The 12,944-nt window shown below is 42.2% G+C and carries 10 protein-coding genes; 5 read left to right on the forward strand and 5 right to left on the reverse strand.

Annotation, left to right across the window (positions count from 1 at the left end):
- The first annotated feature begins 4 nt into the window (after positions 1 to 4).
- The 3 genes from NLF99_RS03430 to NLF99_RS03440 all read left to right on the forward strand — a co-directional run bounded on the left by NLF99_RS03430 (position 5) and on the right by NLF99_RS03440 (position 3,671).
- Positions 5 to 1,744, forward strand: coding sequence for a phospho-sugar mutase (locus tag NLF99_RS03430; RefSeq protein ID WP_254526724.1), 1,740 nt, complete (start codon positions 5 to 7; stop codon positions 1,742 to 1,744).
- Positions 1,744 to 2,286 (forward strand): NUDIX hydrolase, encoded by a 543-nt coding sequence (locus tag NLF99_RS03435; protein WP_185212799.1) that lies wholly within the window; start codon positions 1,744 to 1,746, stop codon positions 2,284 to 2,286. The genes NLF99_RS03430 and NLF99_RS03435 overlap by 1 nt, the downstream gene beginning before the upstream one ends.
- 71 nt (positions 2,287 to 2,357) lie before the next feature.
- Entirely contained in the window at positions 2,358 to 3,671 is a 1,314-nt protein-coding gene (locus tag NLF99_RS03440; protein WP_185212798.1) for a nicotinamide mononucleotide adenylyltransferase, read from the forward strand.
- A 136-nt stretch (positions 3,672 to 3,807) separates the two neighbouring features.
- Here the strand turns inward: NLF99_RS03440 and NLF99_RS03445 are convergent, their stop codons facing one another.
- From NLF99_RS03445 to gcvP, 3 genes are all read right to left on the reverse strand, one after another.
- Positions 3,808 to 4,629, reverse strand: coding sequence for an N-acetylmuramoyl-L-alanine amidase (locus NLF99_RS03445; protein ID WP_254526725.1), 822 nt, complete (start codon positions 4,627 to 4,629; stop codon positions 3,808 to 3,810).
- 21 nt (positions 4,630 to 4,650) lie between these two features.
- On the reverse strand, positions 4,651 to 5,403 hold the full coding sequence (locus NLF99_RS03450) for a DUF1080 domain-containing protein (RefSeq protein ID WP_185218574.1): 753 nt from the start codon (positions 5,401 to 5,403) through the stop codon (positions 4,651 to 4,653).
- A gap of 155 nt (positions 5,404 to 5,558) precedes the next feature.
- Positions 5,559 to 8,432 carry an aminomethyl-transferring glycine dehydrogenase gene (gene gcvP, locus NLF99_RS03455; protein ID WP_254526726.1) on the reverse strand — a complete coding sequence of 958 codons (2,874 nt, stop codon included), beginning with the start codon at positions 8,430 to 8,432 and terminating at the stop codon, positions 5,559 to 5,561.
- 479 nt (positions 8,433 to 8,911) lie between these two features.
- Here gcvP and NLF99_RS03460 point away from each other — a divergent pair, with 479 nt between their 5' ends.
- Complete coding sequence (locus NLF99_RS03460) at positions 8,912 to 9,826, forward strand: dimethylarginine dimethylaminohydrolase family protein (RefSeq protein WP_254526727.1); 915 nt, start codon at positions 8,912 to 8,914, stop codon at positions 9,824 to 9,826.
- 2 nt (positions 9,827 to 9,828) lie between these two features.
- On the forward strand, positions 9,829 to 10,740 hold the full coding sequence (ctlX, locus tag NLF99_RS03465) for a citrulline utilization hydrolase CtlX (protein WP_254526728.1): 912 nt from the start codon (positions 9,829 to 9,831) through the stop codon (positions 10,738 to 10,740).
- 9 nt (positions 10,741 to 10,749) lie between these two features.
- Here the strand turns inward: ctlX and NLF99_RS03470 are convergent, their stop codons facing one another.
- Both NLF99_RS03470 and bshC read right to left on the reverse strand, forming a co-directional pair.
- A complete protein-coding gene (locus NLF99_RS03470; RefSeq protein ID WP_254526729.1) occupies positions 10,750 to 11,352 on the reverse strand; it encodes a Crp/Fnr family transcriptional regulator in 603 nt (200 codons plus the stop codon).
- A gap of 1 nt (position 11,353) precedes the next feature.
- A complete protein-coding gene (gene bshC / locus NLF99_RS03475) occupies positions 11,354 to 12,943 on the reverse strand; it encodes a bacillithiol biosynthesis cysteine-adding enzyme BshC (RefSeq protein ID WP_254526730.1) in 1,590 nt (529 codons plus the stop codon).
- Between the last annotated feature and the right edge of the window lies 1 nt (position 12,944).

A 12,944-nucleotide genomic window follows, 5' to 3' on the forward strand; every position in this document is an offset into this window, starting at 1 on the left:
CCACATGGGTACTCTAGATAAAGAAACACAAGGAAGAATCAATCAATGGCAAACGGATGAATACGATAAGGACACCGTTTCCAAAGTAAAGGCATTGGTCGACAACAAGGAAGAGACAGAATTATTGGATTCGTTCTATAAGGAACTGGAATTCGGTACGGGTGGTCTTCGCGGCATAATGGGCGTGGGATCCAATAGGATGAACAAATACACGATCGGAAAAGCGACCCAGGGCTTGGCGAATTACCTGATCAAGCAATTCCCAGATCAGGAAATCAAGGTTGCGGTATCCTATGATAGCCGAAACAATTCGCAAGAATTTGGTCAGCTGGTTGCTGATGTTTTTTCAGCTAATGGATTTCAGGTCTATCTGTTCAAGGAATTGAGACCTACACCGATGCTTTCCTTTGCTGTACGCCATTTCAAATGTCAAGGCGGGGTGATGTTGACCGCATCGCACAATCCAAAGGAATACAATGGATATAAGGCATATTGGAATGATGGTGGACAGTTGGTTGCTCCACATGATAAAAATGTAATCACTGAGGTGAATGCGATCTCTTCTGTGAAAGAGATCAAATTTGAGGGAGTTAAGAAGAATATCCACTTGGTGGGAGAAGACTTTGACCAACTCTATATAGATGCGAACAAGAAATTGAGCATACATCCTGAAGCCGTTAAGGAGCAGAGCGACCTGAAGATCGTTTATTCACCAATCCACGGAACAGGTATCACCATCGTTCCAAAGATGTTGGAAGCATGGGGATTCAAGAACGTTCAGGTTGTTGAGGACCAAGCTAAGCCAGACGGTAACTTCCCTACGGTGGTTTACCCAAACCCTGAGGAGGAAGAAGCTATGTCTAAAGCAATGGCCATGGGTCAGGAAATCGATGCTGATGTGGTTATGGCAACAGACCCTGATGCGGACCGCGTGGGTGTGGCGATCAAATTGCCATCAGGCGAATTCCAATTGATCAATGGTAACCAAATCGGTAGCTTGTTGACCTATTATGTGCTTTCTTCGAAGAAGGACCTTGGTCAGCTAAAGGCAAACCAATATATCGTAAAAACCATCGTTACTTCGAACCTATTCTCGGATATCGCGAAATCATTTGATGTGAAAAGCTATGAGACCTTAACAGGCTTCAAGTTTATCGGAGAGGTCATGACGAAACTGGAAGGCAAGGAAACCTATCTAGTGGGCGGTGAAGAGAGCTACGGTTTCTTGGTTGGCGATTTAGTGCGTGATAAGGATGCAGTCAACTCATGTGCCTTTATCTCGGAGATGGCTGCCTATTTCAAAAGTCAGGGTAAATCTCTGTACGATGTCTTGTTGAAGCTTTATTTGGACTATGGCTATTACAAAGAGAAACTGATTTCCCTAACTAAAAAAGGCAAGGCTGGAGCTGATGAGATCAAACAGATGATGGCTGATCTACGTGCTGACCTTCCAAAAACGTTGGGCGATATCGAGGTGGTTGAGGTTAGGGATTACGAAACTTCAGAAGCGACGGATATGGCAACAGGTAAGAAGTCTAAAATTGACCTTCCTAAATCCGATGTGCTTCAGTTTATCACCAAAGATGGCGATGTAATTTCTGCCAGACCTTCTGGAACGGAGCCAAAGATTAAATTCTATTGTTCGGTAAGGGAGAATCTGGAGTTTACCTCTGAGTTTGGTCAGATTTCAAACCGTTTGGATGATAAAGTGAGATTGATGATGGCTGATATAGTGAAAGATTAATGGAGAAGTGGAAAACGATTGATTCGAAATACATTATTCAACGCCCTTGGGCCACTCTACGCGTCGATAAGCTAGAGATGCCCAATGGCAACATAAAAGAGGAATACTACGTACTGGAATACCCTACATGGGTAAATATGGTTGCTCTGACGGAAGACAATCAGGTTATCTTCGTCAAGCAGTACCGTCATGGTGCCGGCAGGATCATGGTTGAGCTTCCAGCGGGCGTGGTTGAAGATAACGAGGATCCTGAGATTGCGGCAAGACGGGAGCTGTTGGAAGAAACGGGTTATGCCTTTGATGATATCAGCTATGTGTGTGAGCTATTTGCCAATCCAGCGACTTCGGGAAATATAACCTATACCTACCTCTTGACCGGCGGAAGAAAAGTGCAGGAACAGGACCTAGACCCTTCGGAGGATATTGAAGTGGTATTGATGGACCTGGAAGAGGCAAAACAATTCCTTTTTGACAATAAAATCGGACAGGCGCTGCATAGCTCTGCCCTATTCTATACATTGAAAAAGTTAGGCGAGCTATAATCTCGCCTAACTTTATTCTTTATACCAACCTCTTTACACAATTATTGACGCTATTTTCGTACCTTTGCCGCATGGCAAGAGAAATTTACGAAACCAAGCGCAAAGCGCTTAAAATCAATCTTAACGCTGATATTTATGGTACATTCGCAGAAATTGGCGCGGGACAGGAAGTCGCTCGTAATTTCTTTGAAGCAGGTGCAGCGTCTGGAACCATTGCAAAGACCATCTCTGCATACGATATGGCATTCTCCGATGCCATCTATGGTATCGAAGAGTCCGGAAGATACGTGAGCCGGACCCGACTGACCAAAATGCTTGACCATGAGTATAGCCTCCTAACAGAGCGCCTTCAGGGTGAGAAATACAGCAGTAAAAAATTCTTTGCTTTTGCCGATACAGTAACCACATTGAATTTTACGAAAACCAATGAACCCCATGGATGGATCGGAATCCGATTCCAACATGAAGTGGATGGACCGACCAACGATATCATCATCCACGTCAGGTTATTGGACAGTGACAATAGATTGCAGACCAAAGTCCTTGGTATTTTAGGTGTAAACCTTGTTTTTGCCGCCTATTATTACGCAGAGAACCCGCAGACGATGATCGAGTCCCTAGTGGACAATCTATCTGTAGGCTCGGTAGAAATTGACCTGGTTAAGGTTTCAGGGCCTCTTTTCGCGAATGCAAATGAGCGCTTATTGAACCTATACCTGATCGCAAAAGGTTTCTCGAAAGCAGCGATCTTCAAACCAGATGGAAAGGCTGCCCAAATCAAGGATTATCTTTATAAAAAGAACATCATTATCCTACGTACGAAGTATCGTCAGAAGTCCAATCCGAACTTTGACCTGTTTAACTTGGCCGTAGAAGAGTTCTTGAAGAACACAAAGGCGGTTCCAGAGAATACAGTCGTGCTGATTGAGGTATTGATGGGGAATGTGCTGGATGAAAACAGCGTGATTTCAGATGAGGATCTGATCTACTTCGCTGAACGTGCTGAATACCTATGTTCTACAGGTAACAATATCTTGGTATCCAACTTCAGAAGGAATAACCACCTGGCTGAATTCGTTCAGACCTTCAAGCCGAAACATGTTGGTATTGCAACCAACGTTTCCAACTTGAAAAACATCTTCAATTCGGATAATTACAATAAGGAAAACTATACCAATGAGCTGTTGAGCTATATCTCAGGTATGTTTAGCAAGAACGTTAAGCTTTATGCTTACCCATATTTGGATAAAAAATCAGAGAAGATCGTTACGACGAAAAACCTTCCTGTTTCTCCAGAAGCGAAACCATTGTTTGATTTCTTGATCAACAACAGATACATTGTTGATATCGAGAACTACGATGAGAAATTCGTTAAGACTGTTTAAATAGTATTTAGTAGTAAGTATTTAGTATTTAGACCTAAATCGTCCTTTTCTTTTGAGTATTTAGTACCTAGTATTTAGTATTTAGACAGGTAGGACTCCCTAAGTCTAAATACTAAATACTAGGTACTAAATACTCCTATAAAAATTTCTTAAAGATCGAATAAAGGATCTTGAGGTCATGTTCAGTGAGGTTGGCACTTGTGACATCCATTTGGGTATAGTGCTGCTTAAATCCCTTGATAGCGGCATCTAGGTTCTTCACATCATAACCAATGATCCTTAATGCAATCTTAGGATCAAAGCCCATTGGAGGATCTTCCAAGACATCATCATACCAATATCCAAAACCTTTATCTGCCAATACCTTCCATGGGAACCTCGAAGGGTCGTTCTTTCTGGTTGGGGCATAGTCCATATGTCCAATAAAGTTTGCCTGTGGAATTTTATAGGTTTCCTTTAGGTAGGAAAGCAATTGGACCAAGGCGTTGATCTGCACTTCTGGCCATGGGTCACTGATACCGTTGTTATCCAATTCAATACCGATGGAAGAGGAGTTCAAGTCGGTGTCATTTCCCCATCTTCCCAAACCTGCATGGTGCGCACGGTACAGGTCGTTGACCATCTGAACAATCTTTCCGTCCCTACCGATGACATAGTGTGAACTTACGCCCACTTTTTCATTATGGAAGGTCCTGACGGTTTGGTCCAGGTCCTTTTGAGCGGTGTGATGGATCATCACATAGTTTGGCTTGCGGACACCAAAATTGGTTGAAGCAATCCATTCCTTATTGTTGGCCGCAATCTTTTCTACCTGTCCCTTTACAGGGGCTTCCCTATAAAGCTCCGAGAAATCTTTGGCTTTCTTTTTATATATCTTTTCTGTGCTGGCATACTTCCCTCCGCCACAAGAACTTACCAATGCAGCAACCGAAAAATAAATAATGTATTTCTTGATCATATCCTTTTGTTAAACATTCTCTTACAAGGGATCAACCACAAACTCTGGGCGATCCATTCCGGGTTCCAATTCAATAACCTGAAGGTTCCTGAATTCCATTTTAGCCCCTTCAGCTTCTAAACAAAGATAACCTTTTCGTTTGGAGGCAAGCCTGATACTGTTTACGAATTTACCATTAACCGCTAATTTCACTGTCCCGTCCACACAGACAACAGTGTATTTATTCCACTCTCCTACTCCGAGGCACCTGTTTTCTAAAGACTTACTCCTTTCGCCCCTTGGGTTGTCTGGTGATGCGGTCATCCCTCCGGCTCCGAACAATTCACCGTGGACATAGGCAATTGGCTGTTGCTTGCCATCTACTGCATTGATATTTACCCAGTCCAACTCCAACATCTGCACTTCCATTCCCATCGGAAGCCTGCTTTTCGGATCTGCCTTGGCATCGCACCATACAAAAATCCCGGAGTTGCCGCCTTTCTCCAGATGTCTCCACTCGACATGCATGATAAAGTTCTCATACATCTTCTCCGAACGTACTACACCTATCGGATTACCGCTGTTCTGAAGAAGGTTTCCTTTCGCCTTCCAAGTGGTATCGGAGGTATTGACATCAATCCATTGGATAGCCTTGCCCTTGGTTTTGGCGTTTAAGATGGATTCGTCAAAGCTCTTTTCCACTCCAAATTGGAACAGCTTCTTTTGTGCTTCTGCAAATTGAGTACCTAAAAGGAATAATACAAGAATCGATAATAGAGATAGGTAGGTTTTCATGTTCAAAATCAGATTTAATTGAAAACCTAAAATAGTAAAAACATAACAGAAATGCCATGTTTTAGGAGGTTAACCTGATTTTCTACAAGAAATAGAAAAGCCTTTGCTCAGTTTTGAGCAAAGGCTTTTCAGGTTCTTTATATTTTCAGATCTTCTTAGATCTCTGCGTATGCTTCCATCGGAGGGCATGAACAGATTAATGTTCTATCTCCTTGAGAATCATTCACACGACCCACTGAAGGCCAGAATTTGTTTACTCTTAAGTATTCGATAGGATAAGCTGCAGTCTGACGAGAATATGGTCTATCCCATTCATCACCTGTAACCACTCTAGCGGTATGTGGTGCATTTTTCAAAACGTTGTCTTTTTGATCTGCCTCTCCATTCTCAACTGCAGCAATCTCGGCACGGATACCGATCAATGCATCACAGAATCTATCTAATTCTGCTTTTGATTCTGATTCCGTAGGCTCAACCATCAAGGTACCAGCAACTGGGAAGGATACTGTTGGAGCGTGGAAACCATAGTCCATCAAACGCTTAGCGATGTCAGCAACCTCGATTCCAACGTTCTTAAATCCACGGCAATCCAAGATCATCTCGTGTGCACAACGACCATTGGCACCAGCATATAATACTGGGTAATGTTGCTCTAGGCGAGCTTTGATATAGTTGGCATTCAAGATGGCAGTCTTGGTAGCGTTTGTAAGGCCCTCTCCGCCCATCATAGCGATGTAAGCATGCGAGATGACCAAGATAGAAGCTGAACCGAATGGAGCCGCTGAAACAGCTGAAATCCCTTCTTCTCCAGAGATCTCAATGATCTCATGGTTAGGCAAGAAAGGAACTAAGTGCTCTGCTACACCGATTGGACCCATACCTGGACCTCCACCACCGTGAGGAATACAGAAAGTCTTGTGTAAGTTCAAGTGACAAACGTCTGCTCCGATGAAGCCTGGGCTAGTCAACCCTACCTGAGCATTCATGTTTGCACCGTCCATATATACTTGACCACCATTCTCATGGATGATATTACAGATTTCAACAATTGGCTCTTCAAATACTCCGTGAGTCGACGGATAGGTCACCATCAAGGAGTTCAAGTGAGCTGCATGTTCGGTAGCTTTTGCTTTCAAATCTTCCACATCGATATTACCACGATCGTCACATTTAACGACAACGACCTTCAAGCCTGCCATAGAAGCAGATGCAGGGTTGGTACCATGTGCAGATGCAGGGATCAAACAGATGTTTCTATCGAAATCTCCACGGCTGTGGTGGTAAGCACGGATTACCATTAATCCAGCGTATTCACCTTGTGCACCAGAGTTTGGTTGGAAAGACATCTTGGCAAATCCTGTGATTTCACATAACCAATCGTTCAATTCATTGATCAATTGCATGTAACCTGAAGTTTGGTCAACAGGTGCAAATGGGTGCAATCCACCGAATCTAGCCCAAGTAACTGGAACCATCTCTGTCGTTGCGTTCAATTTCATGGTACATGATCCCAAAGGAATCATGGAATGGCACAATGAAAGGTCTTTTGCCTCCAAAGATTTGATATAACGAAGCATTTCACTCTCGGAGTGATAGCTATTGAATACTGGGTGAGTCAAGTACTCAGAAGATCTTTCCAAGTGTTCTGGAATAGAAGTTCCTAATTCCTTAACGATTCCATCCATGTCAACATCGGTAATGTGCTTGCCCTTTACCTTAGCAAATACTTTCACGATGGTTTGGATATCATCAAAAGTAGTGGTCTCATCGATAGAGATACCAACTGTACCGTCTTGGTAGAAGAAGTTTAGCTCATGGTTCAAAGCTTCGCTCTTCAAGCCATCAACTTCTTTGCCCACGTCAAAACGTAGGGTATCAAAGTATGATTCATTAACTTGTTCGTAACCCAATGCCTGGATAGCCTTATCAGCTAATTTCGTCAAGTCATTGATACGGGAAGCGATATTTTTGATTCCTTTTGGACCGTGGTAAACTGCATAGAATGAAGCCATGATAGCCAACAACGCCTGTGCTGTACAGATGTTTGAAGAAGCTTTATCTCTACGGATGTGTTGCTCACGGGTCTGAAGAGCCATACGCAGAGCGTATTCACCATTGGAATCAGAAGTAACACCGATGATTCTTCCTGGAATATTACGTTTATAAGTGTCCTTAGTTGCGAAGAAAGCAGCATGAGGTCCACCGAATCCCATAGGTACACCAAAACGTTGCGAGTTACCTACAACGACATCCGCACCCCATTCTCCCGGAGGAGTCAACAATGCCAATGACATTAAGTCTGTACCTACGCATACCGTGATGTCTTTATCGTGGGCATAAGCAGAAAATTCTTTATAATCATTTACCGTACCATCAGCTGCTGGATATTGGATGTATGTGGCAAACACATCGTCCGTTAGGTTCTCTACAGTTAAATCTGCAACCCTGATCTCAACACCGAAAGGAACGGCCCTTGTTTGCAATACATCCAAGGTTTGAGGATACACATTTGGAGTCACCAAGAAAACATTTGCATCCTTGTTTTTACGTGTGCTGTACAACATGAACATACCTTCAGCTGCAGCAGTAGCCTCATCCAGTAACGAAGCATTTGCAATCTCTAAACCAGTAAGGTCAGAAACCATGGTTTGGAAGTTCAATAAGGCTTGCAAACGTCCCTGAGCGATTTCCGCTTGGTAAGGCGTATATTGAGTATACCATCCTGGATTTTCAAAAACGTTACGTTGAATAACTCCCGGAAGGATCACATCATTATATCCCTGACCGATATAGGATTTGAATACCTTGTTCTTTTCAGCTATTTGAGCTATTTTTTCCAAATACGCAACCTCACTAAGTGCTGGAGGAAGGTTCAAAGCTTGTTTCTTACGAATCTGTGCAGGAACGGTCTGATCGATCAATTCATCCAAAGAACCTACTGAAAGCACGTTCAACATTTCCTCTACTTGCGCAGAACTTGGACCATTATGGCGATCCTCAAATTTTTCTTGGTAAAATATGTTACTCATTTTAAGTATTAATTGTAACTTTTGAGACTGATTAACTATCTGTTATCCAAAATATTTCAACAGGATTTCTCTGTAAAAATTTAGATGTGCAAAGATACGCTTTTTATAGGTAATTTTAAGGAGTCGACCTGCTCGAAAAACTTTTATTAACACATCAATCGATTGCACATTTCTTTAAATTCCAAACAACAATAGCGGCAATATTTTATCAATGTAACAGTCTTTCAGCCCTTTTGCTTTGAAAGACCTAAAACCATTTCAGCATTAGGATATGCTACTTTCGGGATAATGTGACACACCTATTAAAAAAACTGCAAACAAACCTTAAAAACATTCCATTTTCTGCATTGAACACCCCTGCTTTAATACTTTAATTCCACCATTAAAGCACTTGCTGTTAAATATTTACAATAATTTTCGCAGGTATTTTTAAGATGGGAATCTTTACTAATTTAGGCCTAAATCAATTAATAAATTATATGCTTAAATTAAACGTGAGGAATGAATCCGATCGCTTGTCAGCTGTAATACTGGGGATTGCCAATGATAACGGCCCCACCCCGACAGCCGAAGAAGCTTATGACCCCAAGTCACTGGAACATATCCTCGCAGGTACTTACCCCACCGAACCAGACATGGTTCATGAACTTGAGCAGTTCCAGCAAGTTCTCAAAAAATATGCTGTTGAAGTCTATCGTCCGGAAACAATCCCCAACCTTAATCAAATCTTTACCAGAGATATAGGTTTTGTAATTGACGATTATTTCGTAAAATCCAATATCCTGCCCGACAGAGCAGAAGAATGGGAAGCAATCTTGTACATCATCGACCAGATCGATCCCGGCAAACTTATCACCGCACCTGACCACATTCACATGGAAGGTGGTGATGTCATCCTCTGGAAAGATTATATTTTTATCGGTACCTACACTGGTCCGGATTATTCTGATATCAATACAGCAAGAACAAACCTGCAAGGAGTTGAATTCCTAAAGGAAAAATTCCCCAACAAAACGGTGATGGGTTTTGACCTGATTAAATCCATGACGGACCCCAGGTCTAATGCTTTACACCTGGATTGTTGCTTTCAACCGGTAGGAGAAAACAAGGCAATCATATACCCTGGAGGCTTCAGGAACCAAAAAGATTTCCATTTTCTGCTGTCCTTGTTCTCGGAAGAAAATGTATTCCAGATTACAGCTGATGAAATGTACCAGATGTACTCGAATGTGTTTTCCATCTCGCCTACAGTCGTTGTTACGGAGGAAAGATTTACCAGGCTGAACAATTGGCTAAGGAATCAAAACTTCATTGTGGAAGAAATCCCTTATCACGAAATCGGCAAGCAAGAAGGGCTCCTACGATGCTCTACCCTACCCTTAATCAGAAAATAACCATGCAAACCACCAATACAATCCTAATGGTCAGACCGTTCTACTTCCGAAGAAACGAAGAAACGGCTGTCAATAACTTCTTCCAAGCAAAAAATGAACGGAATGACAGGCTTTCCGACCTGGCCGTTACCGAGTTTGACAACTTTGTCAAGGTCCTTAAAAATGCCGGAATCAAGGTTTTTGTGGTTCAAGATCCGGGTAAATTAGATACTCCGGACAGTATATTCCCCAATAATGTGATCTCATTCCATGTCAATAAGAGCATTATCTATCCCATGTTCGCTGAAAACAGGAGAAATGAAAGGCAATTGAACTATTTAGGAAAGCTGGATCAGGCCGGAATACACTACGAGACGGTCCAGGACTACAGCACCTATGAAGACCAGAACAAGTTCCTGGAAGGCACGGGATCCATGATCTTGGATAGGGTCAACAAGATTGCCTATTGCTCCCTGTCGGATCGTGCGAATGAGGAACTATTTCATATTTTCTGCAAAGATCAAGGCTATACCCCATTGGTTTTCCATTCCACCCAACAGGTTGGCGAGGCTTACCTGCCCATTTACCACAGCAATGTGATGATGTCGGTAGGTACAAACTTCAGCGTAATCTGTTTGGAGGTAATCAGGAATCCTGAGGAAAGAGAGCTGGTCGTTTCTACCTTAAAAAAATCAGGCAAGGAGATCATTGAGATCACCGAAGATCAAATGAACCATTTTGCAGGAAATATCTTGGAAGTCAGGAACATTGATGGAGATCCAGTAATCTGCATGAGCTCGCAGGCATTCGAATCCTTTGAAGAAGAACAGATTGAAGCCCTGGAGAAGCACGGCAGGATTGCCCATGCTCCTTTGTTTAGTATTGAAAAATATGGTGGCGGCAGCGCCAGATGTATGATGGCTGAGGTTTTTTAACCTCAGCTATTAAAAACTGTCCTTTGCTATCTCTCTTCTTACCCTACTCAAACTTTCCGGAGTAATCCCCAAATAAGATGCAATCATCCATTGTGGCACGCGCAATAAGAGGTTAGGGTAAAGTTCGATAAACTCCAGATAGCGCTCTTTGGCAGTCATCGCCAATAGGGAGTTGATCCTGCGCTGTAAATAGTAAACACTTCTTTGCAGGGACCTTTCTGTAAACATGGCGAACTCAAGACGTAATTTTGCTGCTTCAGAAAAGAACTTTGGATGCAAAAAAACGACCTTGCTAGGCTCAATAGCCTTGATATAATACAAGGAAGGCTCATCAAAATAAACACTGGACCGATCACCCATCAACCAATTCTCTGGTGCAAACTGAAGGATGTGTTCTACGCCTTTCTCATCCAAGGATAAAAATTGCAGTAATCCCTCCTCCACAAACAAAAAATGTTTGCAAACCTCGCCTGCCCTCAGAATATACTGATTGTGCGAAAGTTCCCTAAACTCAAAAAAAGGAAGTAGCTGTTCGAAATCATTCTCAGTCAAGAAAGCTTTTTCTGTATAGTATTTAAAGAAATTACTCTTCAATAACTCTTCCATTTCCATATTAATATAGTATAGTGAATTTAAAGTCTAGTGGGTTAAAACTTTTTACCAAGTCAGGAATGAATTCCTTGCCATGTTTCAGGTAAAGCTCAGCAAAGTTATCGGTCCTTTCCTGCAGGGCCCCTCCAGGAAAGAGCTTTTCCTTGATCCGATCAATCTGTATCAAGGCATCCTGATGATTCCGCTTCTCAGCCTTCAACAGCTTCTTTTCTAAGTTATTGACAGCCTTTTTCAATCGGGCTTTGACCGCATCGGTGCTTGGCCCTAGACTCGGATCAATCTTATGTGCCCTCAGCTTGATCTTTCCAAAAATAGCATTGAATTCCATCCATTCATCTTGAAGATTCAACCTATGTTTGGTAATACGTTTCACATAATCCTTCTTCAAGGTCTCCGACGGCTTGAATATGCTCTTAAAAGTGAAATCTAACCTAAATATTTTTCCCGCCATCTGATCGTCAGTAATCAATGCCGAGTTGCGCGGAATCAAAATAGGAAAAGGAACTTTATACTGATCAAAATTAGCTTTTAACTGTAACCAGTAAACTATCTCCGCGCCTCCCCCAATATAAGCCAGGTTCGGAAGGATTAATTCCTCATACATTGGACGCATAACCACATTCGGACTGAATCTTTCCGGATGTGCATGGATTTCCTTCTTGATCTCTTCTTCAGTAAAATAGACCCCTTGATGCAAGATCTCAAACTTACCATCTTCAGTACGCACGATCCTTTCGCGGTATTCCTCCGTTAGATAGAAAAAGTTGATCTCCCGAGAATGGACCTGAGTAGCAAAACCCTTCTCCTTCAATTGCTCAGAAGTCTTTTCAATAGCTTTATAGCTCTTTTCTTTCAGAATATCATCCTCCATGATCGGAGCAAAGATTTTCTTCAATTCTTTCCTGTCCGCATCAATTATGATCAATCCATATTGCTTAAACAAGGAATTCACGAAGGTTCTGGTTGCATCAGCCAGGCTCGATCCTTTCAGATAGGCCTCTTCTACAAGCTCGGTCAGCTCCGTTGCATTATCAGAAAGTCCAAAGGTATTGCAGTATTGTTTAACGGTATCAGCTATGCTGGATGTGTCCAAACGACCGGTCGCTGAAAGCGATTCCACATCCCAAAGGATCTTTTTGCCAAAAGCCTTGGTATGGTTGATCTCCTCGAAATCATGGTCTTCTGTCGCCATCCAATACACCGGTACAAACTCATGATCAGGGAATTCCTTCTTTAGATCTTGGGCCAATTTGATGGCCGTCACGATCTTGAAAATAAAGTATAAAGGTCCCGTGAATATGTTTAATTGATGGCCAGTAGTAACTGTATAGGTGTTATCTTCCTTTAAGCGGATAATATTCTGCGCCACTTCCGGAGAGGAAGACAGCAGGTCTCCATATTGATCAGTTAATATTTTAGTTAATAATTCCCGATGAGCAAACCCTTTCTTTTTGCCAATTTGATCCTTAAAACCTGCTATATCAGGTTTGTTCCCATAAAATGGAGCAAGCTGCTCATTATGGTTTAGATAGGCAATTAAGGTTTTGGAGAAACTATTAGTGTCGTTGTAATCAATATATGTGGCTTTCATC

The sequence above is a fragment of the Sphingobacterium sp. LZ11T8 genome (assembly GCF_024261425.1).
GTDB lineage: Bacteria > Bacteroidota > Bacteroidia > Sphingobacteriales > Sphingobacteriaceae > Sphingobacterium.

Excerpts from the sequence above, each read along its gene's own strand:
- NLF99_RS03430 (WP_254526724.1), top strand. The coding sequence starts at position 5 with ATGGGTACTCTAGATAAAGAAACACAAGGAAGAATCAATCAATGGCAA.
- NLF99_RS03435 (WP_185212799.1), top strand. The coding sequence starts at position 1,744 with ATGGAGAAGTGGAAAACGATTGATTCGAAATACATTATTCAACGCCCT.
- NLF99_RS03440 (WP_185212798.1), top strand. The coding sequence starts at position 2,358 with ATGGCAAGAGAAATTTACGAAACCAAGCGCAAAGCGCTTAAAATCAAT.
- NLF99_RS03445 (WP_254526725.1), bottom strand. The coding sequence starts at position 4,629 with ATGATCAAGAAATACATTATTTATTTTTCGGTTGCTGCATTGGTAAGT.
- NLF99_RS03450 (WP_185218574.1), bottom strand. The coding sequence starts at position 5,403 with ATGAAAACCTACCTATCTCTATTATCGATTCTTGTATTATTCCTTTTA.
- gcvP (WP_254526726.1), bottom strand. The coding sequence starts at position 8,432 with ATGAGTAACATATTTTACCAAGAAAAATTTGAGGATCGCCATAATGGT.
- NLF99_RS03460 (WP_254526727.1), top strand. The coding sequence starts at position 8,912 with ATGCTTAAATTAAACGTGAGGAATGAATCCGATCGCTTGTCAGCTGTA.
- ctlX (WP_254526728.1), top strand. The coding sequence starts at position 9,829 with ATGCAAACCACCAATACAATCCTAATGGTCAGACCGTTCTACTTCCGA.
- NLF99_RS03470 (WP_254526729.1), bottom strand. The coding sequence starts at position 11,352 with ATGGAAATGGAAGAGTTATTGAAGAGTAATTTCTTTAAATACTATACA.
- bshC (WP_254526730.1), bottom strand. The coding sequence starts at position 12,943 with ATGAAAGCCACATATATTGATTACAACGACACTAATAGTTTCTCCAAA.